This window comes from Glutamicibacter ardleyensis, from assembly GCF_014644555.1.
GTDB classification, from domain to species: domain Bacteria; phylum Actinomycetota; class Actinomycetes; order Actinomycetales; family Micrococcaceae; genus Glutamicibacter; species Glutamicibacter bergerei.
In genome coordinates, this window is sequence record NZ_BMKX01000001.1 from 585470 (window position 1) to 604008 (window position 18539).

Annotated in this window: 14 protein-coding genes; 5 read left to right on the top strand and 9 right to left on the bottom strand. The window is 53.0% G+C overall.

Annotation, left to right across the window (positions count from 1 at the left end):
• Window position 1: 1 nt before the first annotated feature.
• The 4 genes from IEX04_RS02670 to IEX04_RS02685 all read left to right on the top strand — a co-directional run bounded on the left by IEX04_RS02670 (window position 2) and on the right by IEX04_RS02685 (window position 4244).
• Complete coding sequence (locus IEX04_RS02670) at window positions 2-955, top strand: ABC transporter permease (protein WP_188683486.1); 954 nt, start codon at window positions 2-4, stop codon at window positions 953-955.
• A complete protein-coding gene (locus tag IEX04_RS02675; protein ID WP_229676967.1) occupies window positions 948-1799 on the top strand; it encodes an ABC transporter permease in 852 nt (283 codons plus the stop codon). Before IEX04_RS02670 ends, IEX04_RS02675 begins: the two co-directional genes overlap by 8 nt.
• Window positions 1792-3330 (top strand): ABC transporter ATP-binding protein, encoded by a 1539-nt coding sequence (locus IEX04_RS02680; protein ID WP_170947731.1) that lies wholly within the window; start codon window positions 1792-1794, stop codon window positions 3328-3330. Before IEX04_RS02675 ends, IEX04_RS02680 begins: the two co-directional genes overlap by 8 nt.
• A gap of 68 nt (window positions 3331-3398) precedes the next feature.
• Window positions 3399-4244, top strand: coding sequence for a transporter substrate-binding domain-containing protein (locus tag IEX04_RS02685; RefSeq protein ID WP_096254429.1), 846 nt, complete (start codon window positions 3399-3401; stop codon window positions 4242-4244).
• A 96-nt stretch (window positions 4245-4340) separates the two neighbouring features.
• Here the strand turns inward: IEX04_RS02685 and IEX04_RS02690 are convergent, their stop codons facing one another.
• The 5 genes from IEX04_RS02690 to IEX04_RS02710 all read right to left on the bottom strand — a co-directional run bounded on the left by IEX04_RS02690 (window position 4341) and on the right by IEX04_RS02710 (window position 9762).
• Window positions 4341-5414: an alkene reductase gene (locus tag IEX04_RS02690; RefSeq protein WP_096254428.1), complete on the bottom strand. Its 1074-nt coding sequence runs from the start codon at window positions 5412-5414 to the stop codon at window positions 4341-4343.
• A 178-nt stretch (window positions 5415-5592) separates the two neighbouring features.
• Complete coding sequence (locus IEX04_RS02695; protein ID WP_188683490.1) at window positions 5593-7014, bottom strand: ABC transporter ATP-binding protein; 1422 nt, start codon at window positions 7012-7014, stop codon at window positions 5593-5595.
• A complete protein-coding gene (locus tag IEX04_RS02700) occupies window positions 7011-7766 on the bottom strand; it encodes an energy-coupling factor transporter transmembrane component T family protein (RefSeq protein ID WP_188683492.1) in 756 nt (251 codons plus the stop codon). The genes IEX04_RS02695 and IEX04_RS02700 overlap by 4 nt, the downstream gene beginning before the upstream one ends.
• Before the next feature lie 11 nt (window positions 7767-7777).
• Window positions 7778-8584, bottom strand: a complete 807-nt coding sequence (locus IEX04_RS02705) for an ECF transporter S component (protein ID WP_188683494.1) — start codon at window positions 8582-8584, stop codon at window positions 7778-7780.
• Between the two features lie 119 nt (window positions 8585-8703).
• Entirely contained in the window at window positions 8704-9762 is a 1059-nt protein-coding gene (locus tag IEX04_RS02710) for a nucleoside hydrolase (protein ID WP_188683496.1), read from the bottom strand.
• 673 nt (window positions 9763-10435) lie between these two features.
• Between IEX04_RS02710 and IEX04_RS02715 the strand changes: the two genes are divergently transcribed.
• Window positions 10436-11572, top strand: coding sequence for a DNA cytosine methyltransferase (locus IEX04_RS02715; RefSeq protein ID WP_188683498.1), 1137 nt, complete (start codon window positions 10436-10438; stop codon window positions 11570-11572).
• Here IEX04_RS02715 and IEX04_RS02720 read toward each other — a convergent pair.
• From IEX04_RS02720 to IEX04_RS02735, 4 genes are all read right to left on the bottom strand, one after another.
• Entirely contained in the window at window positions 11565-12509 is a 945-nt protein-coding gene (locus IEX04_RS02720) for a NaeI family type II restriction endonuclease (protein ID WP_188683500.1), read from the bottom strand. The two genes, IEX04_RS02715 and IEX04_RS02720, sit on opposite strands and share 8 nt — an antisense overlap.
• Before the next feature lie 407 nt (window positions 12510-12916).
• On the bottom strand, window positions 12917-16006 hold the full coding sequence (locus IEX04_RS02725) for a Z1 domain-containing protein (RefSeq protein WP_188683502.1): 3090 nt from the start codon (window positions 16004-16006) through the stop codon (window positions 12917-12919).
• On the bottom strand, window positions 15993-16997 hold the full coding sequence (locus IEX04_RS02730; protein ID WP_188683504.1) for a PD-(D/E)XK motif protein: 1005 nt from the start codon (window positions 16995-16997) through the stop codon (window positions 15993-15995). Before IEX04_RS02730 ends, IEX04_RS02725 begins: the two co-directional genes overlap by 14 nt.
• Window positions 16994-18538, bottom strand: a complete 1545-nt coding sequence (locus IEX04_RS02735; RefSeq protein ID WP_188683506.1) for an ATP-binding protein — start codon at window positions 18536-18538, stop codon at window positions 16994-16996. Before IEX04_RS02735 ends, IEX04_RS02730 begins: the two co-directional genes overlap by 4 nt.
• Between the last annotated feature and the right edge of the window lies 1 nt (window position 18539).

The following is an 18539-nucleotide window of genomic DNA, read 5'->3' on the forward strand; positions in this document are numbered from 1 at the left end:
GTTGCTATCACTGTCCACCTTGCTGCGCAGAGCCCTAGGACTCTGTGCAGCGGTGTTGCTTTCATCCTTCGCGGTGTTCCTGGTCCCCTTTGTTTCTCCCGGGGAACCGGTGCGCTCCCTGTTGCGCGCCCGGATGGACATCGGCGCCGCAGATGAGGCCACCGTACAGGCCTACGCACAGCAGTTCGGTCTGCATGATCCAATGCTGGTGCAGTTTGGACGCTGGCTCGGTCGATTTGTCACCGGAGACATGGGCATCTCCCATATCAGCGGCACCCCGGTAGCTGACCAGGTTTTGCCAGCCATAGCGGTCACGCTGTCCTTGGCGGGCAGTGCCCTACTGGTGGCCATCGCCGTATCCATTGTTTTGGGAGTCATCTCGGCCACCCGCGCCGGGTCATGGCCAGATAGGCTGATCACCTCGGTGACCCATGCGCTCATCGCTATCCCCGAGTACGCGCTGGCCCCACTCTTAGTGTTGCTCTTCGCGGTGCGCTGGTCGCTACTTCCCTCGGCAGGTTTTGATTCCCCGGCCTCGCTGGTGCTTCCGGTATTCATTTTGGCTTTGCGCCCGATTAGCTTCTTTACCGTCGCGGTGCGCTCAGGGGTACGGCAGGCCTTGGATTCAGAACATGTGCTCGCGGCACGAGCCCGCGGATTAAGCAGCACGCAAGCATTGGTGCGTCATGTGGTTCCTCACGGGTTACTTCCCCTATGGACTATGGTCGGCGTCTGGTTTGCCGGATTGCTGGGTGGCTCGGTGATTGTAGAAGTCATCTTTGCCATTCCTGGAATGGGCCGGCTGATCTTTGACGCGATTGTGGATGCCGATATCCCGGTAGCCCAGGGCGGCGTGGTGGTGGTCGTGGCCTGTGCCGTACTAACTACCGGAATCATTGATCTGGTACATAAACTCAGCGATCCCAACGTGAGGATTGGTGTCCGACATGGCTAAGAATATATTCAAAAAGATCCTGCTCTCTGCACCCGCGTTCTTCTTGTTGGCAGTGGTGATCGTGACCGTCGCTGCCCCGTGGATTTCCCCCTATGATCCTGACTCCCAAGATTTACTGAACCGTCTTCAAGGACCTAGCCTGGCCCATCTGTTGGGAACGGATTCTTTGGGTCGCGACACTTTGAGCAGGGTGCTGCACGGCGGCCAGTTCTCCCTGTCGGTAGCACTGATCACCACGTTGTTCGCGCTATTGGTGGGCACGGTACTGGGTCTGCTCAGTGCTGTGCGTGGCGGGTGGCTGGATGAACTCTTCTTACGCGTCAACGACTTGTTGCTCGCCCTGCCAGAAATTGTCATTGCACTGTTGATCATCGCCGTCATGGGGCCTGGGTTCTTCACCATGGTTCTGTCCGTTGGTGTTGTCGCGTGGACACCTACCGCCCGGCTGGTGCGCTCAATGGCGGCCCAAGCATTGTCCACCCACCACGTGGAAGCTTCGAAACATGTAGGTGCTTCACGGTGGTTTATTTTGCGCCATCATGTGTTGCCATTTGTGGCTGGACCGGTTCTAGCCCAGGCTGCATTGCGCTTCGGATTGTTGCTCGTATTGCTCGGCTCGCTGTCCTACCTTGGCATTGGGGTTCAGCCACCGCAGTCTGACTGGGGTTCCATGCTGGCCGAGGCGCAACCTCATGCAATTCGCTCCCCCTGGGGTCTAATTGCACCGGGTGCCGCGATCTTCCTGGTGAGCTTCTGCGTCACCCTGTTGGGTAATCGAATTACCCATGTACTGGGCGGAGACGACGTTCTTGCTACCGAGACCAAGGCCGAAGCCCATGACTAAAGAACTTGAATTCATTGATCTTTCGGTCAGTGCTGGTGAAAAACCCCTGCTCTCCAAAGTCCGCGGCGCACTGCGAGCTGGCGAATTGGTGGCGGTTGTTGGACGCTCGGGATCCGGAAAGACGCTGCTCACCAAGGCGATTATTGGCCTGCTACCGCAGTCACTGCACGCCGAAGGGCAGATTCTTTTAGACGGCCAACGCCTTGATCAGCTCAGCGACAAGGAGCTGGATGCTGTGCGCGGACGGCGCATCAGCATGCTTTTCCAGCAGCCCAAGCGCGTGATGAACCCGCGCCTGACCGTCCGCGCGCACCTGCTCGAAGCCATGGGTGTCCGAGGACCGAACAAAGCCCGTAAGCACGAAGATCAGGTTCGCACCTTGTTGGAAGAAGTGGGCTTATCCCCTGCAGCGGATATTGCCTCAAAGCGTCCAGATCAGCTCTCCGGAGGTATGGCCCAACGCGCCATGCTTGCCATTGCCTTGGCTGCTGACCCAGAGTTCATCCTGGCTGATGAGCCAACGTCCTCACTGGATTCAATTCTCAAGTCAGAGGTGTTGCAGCTGCTGCGCCGAAAGCAGCAAGAGCGTGGTGTGGGAGTTCTATTCATTACCCATGACATCGCCAGCGTCCAGCACATCGCTGACCGCATCGTGGTGGTCAGCGATGGTCAGATTGTTGACCAGTGCCCTACCGCGCAGATCTTTTCCAAGGACCGCCACGCCAAAACACGGGAGCTTGTCGAAGCTAGCCTGCCCTCGGTACGTGGACCGCGCACAGATAGTTCCGTCTGTCTGCTTGAAGCAGTGGACGCGAGCAAGAACTACACCCGCCGGGCTAAAGGTCCTGCCGCATTGCAGCCCACCACACTAAGTATTCATGGCGGGCAAGTATTAGGAGTTGTGGGCCGTTCTGGTTCCGGCAAAAGTACCTTTGCCAGACTCCTTGCAGGGCTGGAACAGCCAACGACCGGACAGATTATTGACAGGCAACAAAGCGAGAAGGCAACGCGAGTACAGGTCATTGCCCAGGAGCCCTACTCATCCTTTGACCCGCGGCTTTCACTGCGCATTTCCATCAGTGCAGCGGTGCATCGTTTACCAGAATCCCAGGCAAACGAACGCATGGCGCAAGCCATGGTTCAGGTGGGACTGCCCGACGAATTACTGGACCGCAGGCCCGGACAGTGTTCCGGTGGACAACTACAGCGGATAGCTATCGCCAGGGCTTTGCTGACCGAGCCGCAGGTTTTGATCTGTGATGAATCAACCTCAGCACTGGATTCGGTAGCCCAGCGCCATATCCTTGATCTGTTGCTTCGCTTGCGCGACCAGATGGGGCTAAGCCTCGTGGTCATTTCCCATGACATGGATGTAATCCGCTATGTCAGTGATGACGTGGCGGTGTTCTTTGAAGGTGAGCTCGTGGAGCGCCGACCACTAGCTGACTTCTTGGCCACCCCTACCCACCAACACAGCAAGGACCTGGTGGCAGCACTGGATCTCACGGCAGTGGCGGCTGATCACGGATAATTATTCTGCGCGTAAGAAAAGCCAGAATTCTTGTGCCTGCGCCTTCAGCCCTTATAGGTTGATGGTTTATGAGCGACAAGCCACAGAAGAAACCAACCATCGCCCGCCAGTTACCATTGCTAGCACTCGGCGCCACGCTGCTCCTCTCCGGATGCTCGGCTCCCGCCCAGGACCCCGGCGCCGGCGACGACAAAGACCCAGTAGCCCAGGACAGTCGGCTGACTACCATCAGCGACTCGGGAACGCTCAAGGTCTGCACGACTGGCGATTACCGGCCATTCACATATCTGGATCCCAAGTCCGGTGAATGGTCAGGTATCGACATCACGATGGCCAAGAATCTTGCCCAGTCGCTTGGCGCCGAACCCGAGTTCATTCAGACCACATGGAAAGATCTGATGCCAGACTTCAAATCCAAGTGTGATCTCGCAGTGGGTGGCGTTTCGATTTCCTTGGAACGCTCACAACAGGCTTATTTCAGCGAAGCCACCTTGGACGAGGGAAAGACTCCCATCACACTGTGTGAAAACGTGGAGAAGTACGACACCATCAAGGAAATCAATAAACCCGGAGTCCGGTCGATTACTCCGATTGGTGGAACCAACGAGAAGTTTGCTGACGAGCATTACTCGGACGGAGAGATCATTCGATTCGAAGACAACAACAAGATCTTTGATGAGATTATCGCCGGACGTGCTGACGTGATGACCACCGACGCATCAGAAACTCGGTGGGTCGCCAATGAGCATCCAGAGCTGTGTGCGGTACATCCAGATAAGCCATTCAATTTCTCTCAAAAGGCCTATCTCTTGCCGCTGGGTGACGATGAATTCCAAGAGTACGTGGATCAGTGGCTGAACATGTCTAAAAATGATGGGACGCTCAAAGCGGCCGAAAAGCCGTGGTTTGGCTAGCCTCGGAGCAAGGGGCATAACCAACGAATAAACGTTCAGACCCCACTCACCGAGAAGTCTCGGTGAGTGGGGTCTGAGTGGTCTAAAGAGTCACTGCTAGTTCTGCCAGAACGGGTAATCCGTGTAGCCCTGCGGTCCCTCCGTGTAGAACGTGGAGGCATCCGGTTCATTCAGCGGCAGTTCCTCGCGCCAGCGGCGTACCAAGTCTGGATTTGAAATAGCCGGACGGCCAACAACTACTGCGTCTCCCCAGCCTCCGGCAGCCACCGTCGCTGCATCTTCGTAGGTGGTGATCGTCTGGAAACCGGTGTTGATCAATACCGGACCGCCAAAAGCGGTACGCAATGACTGGACCAGCTCACCGGACGGATCCTTATGCAGAATGCTCAGTGCGGCCAGACCCAGCGGAGCGATTCCTTCAAGCAATGTCTGATAGGTGGCAGCGACGTCCGCGGCGTCATTTTCTACTGCACTTTGCACGTTGTGCTCAGGTGAAATGCGCAGACCAGTCTTTCCCGCGCCGATCTCTTTGGCCACGGCGGTGACGACCTCGATGACAAAGCGTGCACGGTTCTCTGGTGATCCGCCATACGCGTCAGTTCGGGTGTTGGAGCTCGGTGCGAGGAACTCATGGAGAAGATACCCGTTGGCACCGTGCAGCTCGACGCCGTCAAACCCGGCAGCGATGGCATTGCGGGATCCCCGCACAAATTCTTCAATGATGCCCGGAAGCTCGTCGCTGGTCAGTGCGTGCGGTACCGGGTAGTCATGTTTGCCGGTGTAGGTGCGTGATTGGCCTTCCACCGCAATGGCGCTGGGGGCAACCACGTGATCAATCCCGGTAGTTTCCGGATGAGTCACCCGCCCTGCATGCATCACCTGTGCCACGATCAATCCGCCTTCAGCATGCACGGCATCGGTGACCTTTTTCCACCCGGCAATCTGTTCCTCAGTGGCCAGACCGGGCTGACGGACAAATCCCTGCCCGGTGACGCTGGGGTAAACACCTTCGCTGACAATCAGACCCATGGAGGCGCGTTGACGGTAGTACTCGACTACTTGCTCGTTGGGCACTCCGTCTTCGCGTGAACGTGATCGTGTCAAAGGTGCCATAACCAGGCGATTTGAAAGCTTGAGGTCCCCGAGGGTAATCGGTGAGAACAGATCCATAGGTGAAACTCCTGAAGATTGTAGGTATCTCATCCAACCAGCTCAGGCGCGGCTCTATTCCGCGATCCGGCAGAAGGTGACGCGTGGGACACTGCACTCGCCTCTGGGCCCACGGAGCAAGTGCTTTCAGCGGTGCAGCCGGTTCAGAAGAGGTAATGGGTAAGAGTCTGGCCCGAACCTAGGCCCCGGAGGTAGTTGACTCGGGAGTCCCTAGCATTTGATGGACCCGGTGCGCGGTCCTGTGCATGAAATCCTGGTCGTGGGTGGAGAGAAGCACCGATCCCCCGCGATTCAGCACCGAGTCGATGACCTCTTGCAAGCATGCCAACCCGGCAGAGTCCAAGGCTTCGGTTGGTTCGTCCAAGAGGAGAACCTGCGGTTCTCGGACTAGGACGGTCGCTAGTGCTACGAGCCTGCGTGCCGAAGCCGGCAACTCATAGGGATGGGTCTCGGCGAAAGCTTCCAATCCGAGTTGCGAGAGGACTTCCGGAACACGCAATCGTTGTTTGCCCTTCTTTGGAAGGCCAAAAGATACCTCGCGCAATACGGTGCGTTCGAATAGCTGGTCGGAGGAATTCTGCAGAAGCATGCCGGTAGAAGCTGATACCGCCAGGGTGCCGGCGGTTGGCCGCAGCAGCCCTGCGGCTGTTTTGAGCACCGTGGTTTTACCCGATCCATTCGCACCCGCCAGCCCGACGCATTCACCGGCCCGTACCTGCAGATCCAGCCCGTCGACTACTGGACGCTCGGCCCCCGGATAACCCAGTTGGACCCCGCTGAAGTCCAAGAGAATCTCCGCTTCGCCAGGAGTGGCACGCCACTGAGTTGGCTCGGATACGGGTTGCTGCACATGTTCTTCTGCTGAGATCTTGCTTAGTTGCCCATCCACTAGTTTCCCTAGTGCATCTGTGTTGTCGGCCCACGGTTTGGCAGTCCGGCTCAAGACCACCATTGCGGTGCCGTCAGCGCGAAGCCGAGAAATCATTTCGGTCACTGCATCCGTCGCCCAGGAGTCCAAACCCGCCAGCGGCTCATCCAAGACCATGACGGAAGGCTCCGAAATAGCCAAGGCTGCCAAGGCGACGAGTCGTTCCTGACCGCCAGAAAGCTTGGCAGGATCGCGTTCAAGCAAATGGTCTAGGCCCAGCTGCTTGGAAAGCCCAGCGATGCGCTGGCGCATCTCTTCTCGTGGCACGCCCTCGTTTTCGAGCGAGAATACGAGTTCCTCGGCAACCCTTTCACGGATCCGTGAAAGATAGTGCCCAGCTTCCTGAGGAAGCAAACCGACGTGCTTGGCCCACCCTGCCACATTAATGCGCTGGCTTTCCAGATCCGTATATTCAATCCGTTGCCCAGCTAGGTTCATTGTTCCCAGGCATTGGTCCGCGCCCTGCCGCGGCAAGATTCCGGCGAGCACCTCGCCCAGCGTGGACTTGCCTGAACCGGATTCCCCGACAACCACAGTCAATGAGCCCGGAGCCAAATTCATCTCAATGCGCTGCAAGGAATCAAGCTCGGCACCGGAATAGCGAAAGCGCTTTATGTTGAGGTCGAGCAGCACAGAATTCTCCGTGCGTGAGTTCTCTTGATTCTCTATCATCGACTCCCCCAGAAGGGTGCCAATATTGCTATCGGGCCCAGTACGGCGAAGAGCAAGGCAACCCAACGGACACGTTGCTGGGTGACAGAATCTGCGACGGTACGCAATCTGGCGTGGGATCCGGCGGCGGGAAAACCGCGGGCTGACAGGTGAGCCGACCTGTCATGGGCATCCTGCAAGGAGGCGAGCACCAGCGGAACCGCTCGCAACCGCACCCGTTGGAACCAACCCGAAAGACCACGTCCAGTTCCCGCTTGGCGTAGTGCCTGCGCTTGGCCGATAGTGCGCTGTTTCTCGGCCATATGAGGCAGGAGGAACAGCGTGGCGGCCAGCAGGTATCCCACCTGAGGCGGTGCCGGAGACAAGTCTATGGCCGCCACCAGCTGATGCTTGTCGATCAGCAAGGTGCAGAGCAGTCCTGCCACCACCAGCACCGCGGTGCGCAGACCCAAAACCATGGCAGTTTCCAATCCACTTACAGTCACCCGGAACGGCCCAGCTGCAGCTATGAGCCCGGACGCATCCTGAGAGACGAGCCCATGGATCAGAAGCAAAGAAGCGAACGTAGGAATCAGGATGGAAGCGCTCAGGACAGCTAACCGTCGCAGATGCCCTGTCCAACCGGCAACCAGCGCACAGGCAGTGAGGACCGCGCAACTCACCCACCAGAGGTTGGCGGCGGTGGCCATCGTGACGACGGCCGCTGCCAGTGCCAGTACGGTAAATGGATGCAGGTTGATGGACTTGGGCATAGCGGATGGACTTACTTGGTTCCGCGCTGGCCCAGCACCCGGTAACGGCGGATGAAGTCAAAGCTTCCGCTCAAACGCTTGGGCAGAGCGTAAATCAGCAAAGCAGCAATGAGGAAGACAATGGCCTTATCTCCCGGGTCTGAGATCAAGGCCTGCTTAGTCACGGCCGAAAGCAGCGAATCGCCCATGGAGCGGAAAGCCGCTACCACTGCCCCAGTTCCAACGCCCGAAGTTCCGCCGAAAACGAAGGCCGCCACCGGAGCTGAAACCACACCGACCAGAACACCTGCCACCACACCGGCCATAGGGGCAAGATACGGGCGGCGCAGCGCACCAAAACGAGCAGCGGTTCCCGCGAGGAAACCGACCAATGCAGCACCAGCCGCGAAGGGCAAGACCGTCGGGGCGAACAGCGACCAGATCAGGGTGCTGAGCACACCTGTGGCTGCACCGGCGCGGCGGCCCGCCAAGAACCCGACTAGCACCGTGCCAATGGAATCAAGGTAGAGCGGAACCATCACGGAACCGACGAATTGCCCCAAAATAATGTTCAGGGCCAGTGCTACTGGGATCAGCGTGAGAGTGGATACCGGCAAGTCCGGAAGCACCGCGACCAGAAGCATGACGGCGGCGGCCAGGTAGGCGGCGAAGGTAACCAGTGCGACGCCCTGTCCCAGTCCTTCAGCTATACCCGTGGGTTGGGTAATGACTAGGACTAGGTAAGTGCCGATCAGGAGCAGGGTGCCAGCGCTGGCCAAGAGCCTGCGGCGCAGAACTTGGGAGCTGGTTTCTTCGGGCAAAAGCAGATTCGGTGACATAGAAAGGCATTCCTCGGTACGAGTATGGCTGTGCGCCCATGTACTACTGGGTGCGTGCGAGTGCGGGGCCTAATGTCACCTCGGCCCGGTAGATAATTCTAGCTCAGCATGAGCTGAGTTCAGAAGTCCGTGTTCAATTTCCGCGCCAAGCTCCCCAATCGTGTAACGAGTTCGGCAAAGCCAGCTTCCGGATTGTTGCCGGTGACTACGTGCGCATTTGCTGGCTTGCCCCACAGTCCTCGGAAGTCGGCCACGGTGGTTCCGAAAAGAAGCTCGGATTCAGTTTCCACATCAATCGTGGCGGGTCGACTTTCATAGTCGAGGGTTCCGGCGGCTACGCCTGCGGCGAAGTAGTCATGGACGTGGGCAATGTAGCCCTGGTCGTAATGCCGGTGGAACTCGAAGTAGAAGCGCAGAGCATCTGATAGATAACGTACCAGCGGATTGGATGCGCTGCTCAGAGTTCCTTCTGGATCGGTGGCCAGAACCAGTTCAGGTTCCGAGCACCCGGCTTCCTCCGCCAAGTGGGTCAAGAATTCCGGCCGCATTTCGAAGCGCTCGGTGGTGTCTAACGAACAGATAATGGGGAGCTTGTCTTCCGCTAGTCCTTGTTCAGCTGCGGCTGTATAGGCAGCGAAGACTTCCTTGGCAGCGTGCGGATCAACGTGGGTGTTCCACTCGGCCGTAGGTGTTGTATTGCCTTGGTAGTAGAACGCACCACCCATGATGACTACTTTCCGCAAAAGCCATGGCAACTTTGGTTCGCGTCGTAAAGCTAGCGCGAAGTTGGTGAGCGGTGCGGTCAGCAAAACCGTTAGCTCTCCAGGGTTAGTTCGTGCGGCTTCGACCCAGTAGTCCACAGCGCCTCCGGGGTGTGCGGGAGAGGTTTCGGGGGTTGGTAGAGTCGCATACCCCATTCCTTGCGGTCCATGAGTTTCGGGCGTCGTGACTAGCGGGATCTGCAAAGGAGCGTGTGCACCGATCATCACGTGGACATCCGACTTCCCGCATAGATCGAGAAGGGCTCGGTTATTCGATGCGACCTGCTCGACTCCGACATTTCCAGGAGTGCTGACAATCGCTTCTATCTGCACATGGTCGCAGGAACATAAGTAAGAGACTGCAAGGGAATCATCAATACCGGTGTCGCAATCCAACAGAAGATGTACGCTGCTCATTAGCCTGCCTCCAAGATATGTCCCAATAAGTTTGGCCTCAACGACTACGCCTCCAATGCAGCCCGATTCTTGGCGTCGTTAGATGCGCATTTCTACCTCGGACAACCACTCGTCAAGGTATTTTTTTCAATTCAAACTCACGAACGAATTCAGGTTGCCCTCCACACGCTACACATTAATTCGACAGTCCTCGTCTCTAACTCTACTTATGTCACTAGCTATCGTATTTTTCATGTAGATAACCCACCTGAAAAAGATGCTCGCCCAAACTCGGGTACGCAGAAACAAAAGTTTAGAGCGACCCTTCGGGATGTGGCCCCACCGCTCCAATCTGTTATCGACAAACTAAACCTTCTGTTCATCGAAACATCTTGTAATGTGCGCCAGAGATTCTACAGCCAATTACCAAATTCAATATTTCTCCACGTGCATCGGCCCGAGGAACACATGAGGGCACGAAGTTCCAGGCTGAGCTTCATTGCCTCCTTCAGCATGACAAAAACGCTAACCTCAGGAGCAGAGCAGCCATGCGATAGGGGCGCAGACGAGATCGATTATCCAATATCATCCGCAGTGCAAATCTAAGACAAATTTGGCTACGTTGAATGTCGAGTCGGCAAGCTCACCATTGGTGATATCAGAACAGTCGGTGCCGGAAGGTAGGATAAATTCTATGACAAATCCTACGGTGATCGACCTGTTCGCAGGCTGCGGCGGGATGACCATTGGGTTCGCGCAAGAGGGTTTCAATCCGATCTTTGCCGTTGAATGGGATAAATACGCGGCCGCTACGTACGCCGCAAATTTCGGTGAAGAGCACGTACGAGCTGGCGACATCGCGGACGTCAAGGATGAAGAAATCCCCGAGGCTGATCTGATAATCGGCGGGCCCCCATGCCAGGGCTTTTCCAACCTTGGGCTTAAACGCCTCGAAGACCCCCGTAATCAACTGTGGCGTGAATATATGAGATTTATTCTGAAAGCAAGGCCTCAGGTATTTGTGATTGAGAACGTCGACCGCTTTAGCAAGTCACCCGAGTTCGAAATGCTACGCGCGGAAGTTGAAAACGGTATCCTGCAGAACTATGAAATCTCCTACAACGTACTTAACGCTGCAGATTACGGAGTTGCGCAACGTCGTCGTCGAACTATCATAATAGGTTCACGCGTCGGAAAAATCGATTTACCTGCACCGACTCATGCCCGCGAACCCGCGCCAGGTTCCGGCCTCCTTCCATGGAGAACCGTAAGAAACCGGATCGAAGGCCTCCCTCTAACTCCAGCATCGAGCGAATTACCTAAATCAACCACAGAGTTCTTTGGCGAATCGATGCCGGGAACCTTCAGAAAACTAGATATTCATTTCCGCCGTGACCCGCGCCCACTATCCTTAGAGCGCTACGCCCATGTACCGCCGGGGGGTGGGCGTTTCAATGTGCCGACCGATCTTCTCCCAAGATGCTGGCGCGAAAAAGCTACCGGCACAACAGATGTAATGGGGAGAATGCGCTGGGATTTTCCGTCGCACACTATCCGTACCGAATTTTTCAAGCCTGAGAAGGGCTCGTACCTTCATCCCCAATGGGTGCAAGGACAATATCTCGGAGAAGACGCACGATGGGTTAGAGGCGACCCGGAACAGACCGTGAATCGAGTGGTGACGCACTACGAAGCTAGCTTGCTACAGGACTTCCCTGAGGACTATCAATGGGTGGGTACGAAGGTCGCAATCGCGAGACAAATTGGTAATGCCGTACCTTCTGGGCTAGCGCGAGCCATCGCTCGCCACGTGAGACCCTTCATCAGCTAAGGCGTTCTTCACCCCTACCTGACTCACGCGACATTTGCCAAGCAACTGCAAAGTCATCCCCAAGTGTCTCTGGAGTAAGCGCTATCCACGCTTCATTCGAGATATCGAAGCCGTGCTTTGCAGCCATTTCGCGTTGCAAAGGCCAGGTCCCCATTAATAACACAAGTCCATGTTCAACGTACACATCAGGTTTAGCTTGGCGAGCGCGACGAGCGACGTCTTTTGCGTTGGCGCCGACCGTCTCAATAGAAATTCGTGGGATAACAACGTCAGGCAAAAATCCGAATAATGCTGTAAGTCGGCGCTTGATTCCATTTCGTAAATTAAAAACGATCGCCAGCTCATCTGGTTTTAAAAGTTTTAAAGGATTGGGTGGAAGCGGCGTCCAAGGAACGACAGGAAGTGCGTAGGTCCGAATCGCTTCTGCCACAATCGTACGCTTTTTGTCTTGATTTCCGCCTTCGTTCAGCCACAAACGGTGCGTACGCATTAAGAATGCCTGATAACGATCGTTCGACGAATCGACTTGGATTAGAAGGCATATTTGGCATTGCCCTTCGCGTGGAATCATCCAGTTTTTCCGCACGGTTCCTTTGAGTTCAACCGGGATACCGAGGATGTTTGTGTCGAGTGGGGGTAATTTCTTGAGATTAAGAGCGTCCAATACTCGATACTGCAGCTTCGTTCCCAGCGACGCTCGTTCGTCGGAATCTACGTCAGGGCTATCCAGATCAAATCGCCAAGTTCGGGCACCATCGAGTACATATTCAATGGCGTCGTTGACCGCACCAGTGAGCCGCTCTTCGATGGGTTGAGAAAGTAACCACTCATAAACGGTTTGGAAATCAGCATCTGCCAGTGGATCCTCAACAATATGAGGAGTGCTGTTACCATCGCTTACGCATTCATTCCCAAATGGGAACAGTATTTTCTTCATTGCCACAGTCAACCATTATGCCGTGTGAATAACTTTGTTACGGCTGATGACGCGCCACCAATGCGGCCCGAGTTCTGCAGAATACAATTCACCGAATCAAGCCTCCTAATACATTTATGATTCCGAAGTTACAAGAAAACAATCAGAATAAAAACGTTCTATCGAACAAAAGCACCGCACCTATCTAGAAATACAGAAAATATGATGCAGATACTACAAAAAAGATAAGTTAACTGCAACATTAACGAAGAATGTTTGACTCCCTTTGACGACCCAGAATAAAAGTGGTTGTTGTCCGTGGGACTCCCCAAAGGTCGCGCTCAAAGGCGAGCACGGCCAACAAACCTCTTGATCCCAACACAAATTGTCAAGGTAATGATGCTCTGATCAATACAACTAATTCACTCCTATATTCCCACTGTCGGAGATAGTGGGTTCTCCTCCGACCGAACACTAAATCCTGCTTTTCCTTTCGGAGCCGCGTCATGCGGGATCGCCCACGAAAATAGTGTTGCTATGTCCTCAGGGGCTACCGCTCCCAGCGCGAGATCCTCTGGGTTAGAAAAAGCCCTTTTTCCGTCCCACTGATCAGCGGATAAAGTGATTATTATGGCTCCAGTAGTGCGCGAAGCACTATCACTGTCAGCTTTCTGACGAGTGAAACTGGATTCGAGAGGCATTCGTGTCCACCGAGAGGAACCTGAAAAATCACCACGGTCACGCCGCTGCCTTTCAACAATCGGAAACTGGCTTGCCCCCGTTTCAGGCAGATCAATCATCCTACTAACATGATCTCTAGTAGGGATTGGGAGAACGACCTTGAAGTTTGTGATGGTTCCTCTGTTAATCGCATCTCTGACAAATTCAATATCAGCATCTGCAAGCCCGGGCTTACCCCAGACAAATGAGGACAATGCATCAACAATTACCTGTGCAGGAATCAATCCAGTGCGCGCCCTGTAACTTGACTGTTTATTTGTTGAAGTTTCATAACAAAAGACTTCCTCCTGCGTAAGAAGTCCAAGAACTGGTGCGATGGCAACTAGATTTTCACGGTTTTTAGATTCCTTCGGATTTCTAGAAGTCATGTAGAAGAAATCCTTGAATCGATCGCCTTTCGCATACTGCACGATCTTAGCGTTATACATTCGGTTACGCGCTGTAGGTCGTAGCCAAGGAAGACTCTGAGAGACCAGGGGTGGAATGTCAATCGGTCGAACTTGTGGTTGGCCATGTTCATCCAGTTCGGCAAACTGTTCAAGTTGATCTCGAAATTCCTCTTCATCCGAAATCATCGATTCAAAAGCCTCATAAAGATCGTAGGTCTTCGAATTACTTGCTGACGCTACTACATTACGACCAATATAGAGACGTACTAGATCACGATAACCTGGTCGATATCCGAACCAACGGCCCATCTGCATAAGCGTGTCGGCTGCCAAAGCCTTCCGCGAATACCAGGTGATTGTTAGACCCTCGATGGTGTAGCCACGCGAAAGCTTTGCTCCACCTACAAGCAGCTTCCAGACAGATCCCTTCTGGAAATCCGCGCCAGCCTGAGTATATTCGCTCTCTTTATCTCCATTGACTACAACGATTGGACCGCTTCCAGATTCAATACGCTTAATAACCTCCGGAAGGTAGACAGCGACATCGTCAAAGGATGCGGGGACTGCGTGAAGTCTTGGATCCGGGTACTCAGAATCGGTCCTGAGCTGCAGCTCCTGCATAACCGGACTGAAATCTCTTGACCACAATTCTTGAAGTCGGTCATACCCATCGAATCCTAAATAGTCAGATTTCCTCCATAAGGCATGAATTTCACGCGCTAACGAGTCGTGCTCCACCTGTTTGACGGACTCATGAAACAACATCGTATGATGCTTAAAATCTCCGAGACTGCCGCGTGCTTCTCTCCATAGCTTAATTCCACCTGTGAGCACGAAGGAATCAACAGCGTGCTGCATCTCATTTCGTCGTAATTCTTCAGAGATCCAATTCGAATTAATGTCTCGAACGTACGCGGCCTGGTTGCTAAGCCTAGGAGTTTTAATTTCATCGGGCTCAAAAATTGTATTTCGATCGTGAAAAGAGCTCCCACCCATATATGCTGCTGGTGGTTTAAGACTAAAGATGAAGTCTTTAGGGTAAATATCATCGGCATCTAGTGGATCGACAAAAACATTAGCAAACGGTGTTGCGGTATAGCCAACGTACTGGGCACGGGGCAGTATCCCTAGAAGATCTGACAGTAGCCTGTTGATTGCTGTTCGTTCACGTGCTTGCTTCTTTTCCTCCTCCTCTTCTTCCTTAGTTAACTTCACTGGTGGCTTCCTTGTATTGATGCCGGCCTGATCCGCTTCGTCATCAATAATTAGGGCGGGGTAATCTTGGGTGTTTCCTCTAATTTGTTTGAGGTCTTTGATGAGCTTTCGTAGTACTGGGCCATTTTTCTTAATAACAACGAGACGTACCGGTGTATCCCACAAATTATCCGGATGGAAAATTTTTTGTTTCGGATTCCGGATATGAGATTTGTAGTCTAGTGTCGAAAGACCTGCTTTAAGGGATTTATAGTCATCAGTACTCTTGGTGAGACGGATAATATGGGGTACCCCAGGTACACTTTCCGGGTCGTAACCAAATTTCACGAATTTACCGTCAGCTAACCAATCCGAATCATCGTTTGCAATATAGTCGATGTTCTCACGAGCCAAAGCTTCATCGGTAAGGTCTATCCCGCCAACAATATTTTCGAAGCCAACGAGTTCTTTATCAAGTCGGCGTTGAGTCTGGCTTCTCAGCAGCTCCAATGTGCCTGTCAAAACTATTATGAGTCTGTAGCCAGCATCGATGGCCTTAGCAATGGTGCCGGTGAAGTTCGCCGTCTTTCCGCTCTGAACGTGACCTACTACCAGCCCCTTGGTCTGATAAGTTTCGTCCCAACTTGGATCTGCAAATCTGCTGACTATTTCAGTTGTAGATTCATCCAGCGCCGCAATCGCATCACCATCAAAACCACGTCGTTTGAGAACTCCCCGATACACATCCCAGTAATGGCTCCGCGAGCGACGGTCTGTCGAATACCACGGCCATCGGCCATCACGCGGAGCAGACACGATAACCCCACCATTTATTATGGGGTAATAGGAGTTTATGGCCCCCGCGTCGCGTTCATCAAAACCGAGTTTCCTGAGAATATAAGCACGACGTTCTCGCCCTTTTGGTTTGGCTACTGCTGTAGAGGCGCCATCCAGCCAAAGAGCATCAGTTGTCTGATCCCATCGAGAGAGAGCCAACCGAAACTCAACTTGAATAGGATCATTCGGGTCACCTTCAATAGTCAGAAGTCTAATGAGCTCTTCACCGGATAGGGCTACTTCCCCGTCTTCTTCTAATGTGAAATTAACACGGTTGAGAAGATACTTTGGAGCTTTCTCAGCAATCATCGCAATCGCGCTCGTCACGGCATCCACAGTTATGTCAGAGCTTGGCATTTAAACCTCCAAAATGGGCGTCTGTATAGTTTAGGAATTCGGTAAGTGGATCAGGGGCCCGCTGCGCCATCAAATGAGAGATATCGGTTCTGTACGAAATATCAGAAAGATACTCGTAATGACAGATTCCCTTACTTAAGGTCGAGTTACGCAGTGCCGGAAACTGCTCATTCACTAAGAAAAATGCTGGTACCGACCGCAATACATATCTCGCTTTGTACGAATCGATGTCCTTGTCCCACCAACCAAGACAGTTCAAATAGTCATTGAATTGAGTTGTATGTGGCCCGAGATATTTTCGGATAACGTTTATTAACGTAGTCAGCCCGAACCCGTTCCGCGCTGATCCCGCCGCTGTGATTTGGATGGAAAGAAACCATAACTCCCGATTAGACGAAGCTTCTAGTTGATTAGCCGAACCGATACGATGAATGCGATTTTCACCTGTAGTTGTTTTGACTTCAAGATCGAACGAACCGAAGGCAAAATCATGCTGTTCGGCTTGCGGACCGATCCACGACGACAACGCAGATATCGGGTCGACGCTGCAAAGGTAGGCTAAAAGCAGAAGTTCTCCAATGAGCCCGGTTTGCATTTCAGCACTCAAGATTTTCCGGTTCTGAAGCAAAAGTCTGTGCTCATCAATACTTTGTGCGATAGCAATAGATAAGTGGTTTCCCTTGTGCAATTCTTCTACGATTTGCGCAATGAATGAGTAGGCGGCATAGTGCATCCCGTCTGCATACAGTGTAATTCGGTAAAAATTTACATCAGCGAGGTAATCAACCTTTATATTTTCAAAATATCCAACATCGGGTTCAGAAAAATCGTTAGGAACTAACAACTGAATACTCTGTGTCGACGGATCAACTCGAAGCTCACATCTCGGGTTATTGCTGAGTAGATGCACCACTGTATTCGTCGAGTTGAAATAGCGCTCTACAGTTTGGGGGTCCAATCTGGCATGTATATCCCGCGAATTACTAGTCATTGCCTACCGTTATCTGTCGATGAGGATGGATCGAAGTCTTCTGCAATAGCTTCCATTAGAACCGCATTCATCAGTCGGTGCCTTTCTTCACGTTGCGGGCTCCAACGTTGCTCAACTTTAAAATCGGTCTCTAGTAGAAAGTACAGAAACACTTTTAGGAGCTGGGCATCTCCATTATTGAGCCTACGTTCTAAGCCGTAAAATCTACGAACCCATTCAACGCTGAGATCTATTCTTCGAGCCACACGATCCGCCCGAAAGAGCTCATTTGATGGCAAGGTTACTAATCGAAGTTCTATTGGATCGCAGTCATCAAAATATTGCAAACTTTCCAACTGAGAAATTACTGAAGGGTTAATTCCACGAGACGGCTCTACGAGCCTTATTTCTTTTCGTTTAGTCCTTCTCGATTCTTTTTGTAGTCGTATTAAATCAACGAAATATGTATCTAAATATCGCGCGGATTGTTCGGGAGTATGCGACTTGGACATTGCACTCATGAAGTCCTCAGAATAGATTGGCGCAATCTTTTCCGAATTAAGAGAAATAAAATGTTCGTTGGAATCGTCTAGCTCAATTTTGATCCGGCCAAGTCCGAAGTCTTTCTTGGGGACGCGGAGTCCTGCCCAATTCTGCCCAACTGATAGCAGCCTTCCCCGGCGGTATAAAAAAACACCTTGACTTGATTCGCCAGGCTCACCATATAAATTAAACGACGAAGATCCAAGACGAGGCAAAAAAATATGCGCTTCAATTTTGCATGATGTGCCATCGGGTAAATCAACTATAAAATCTTGGGGGTAGCCATTGCGCTCAAGCGAATCTTCGAACGGATCAATAGGGTCAACCAGCGTTGGCGGTAAAGTCTTACGACGGTCGACATCGTAAGTGTCAATATCTATGCAGACTTTTCTCTCCTGCAGGCGACGATGAAATATTATCCCCAAATGTTCTCGAATAGCTCGTAGCTTCGAAGTCCGCCACTCGATTAAGTCACCTATTTCAGACGTATGAATGACGTCTAATAGGCCTCTCCATTCGACGAGTGTTCCGTGCACCAACTCTAGCCCTGGCACATCGTCGAGTTTTCGGCTGGCGTGTCCCTCTTCCAATACGTCTACGCTAAAATCACTACTAACCGACTGATCCATTCGACGTCCTACAGATTGCCCCCATTCCTGACGGGAATAAACTGCGAATGAATCGGCCTGCGATAACGAGGCGACTTTCAGACCAAGGCCAAAATACCCTAAATCCGCGGACTTATATTCTCTTTTAGCTCCAAAAGTCATTGCTTTCTTGAGCTCTACGGAGGACATCCCTTTTCCGTTGTCGATAATCTGAAGCGCTAGAATATTACTCCCACGCTGGACGAAACGCACCCGGACGTGAGTCGCATCTGCATCGATTGAGTTATCAACTAAGTCCGCTATGGCACTTTTGAGGTCATGGTGACGACCAATTGCAGCAATGGTAGACGGGTCCGGCAATACCGTCTCTCTTGTCCAAAGCTCTTGGCCGAATTCTTGGTTAGTAGGCATC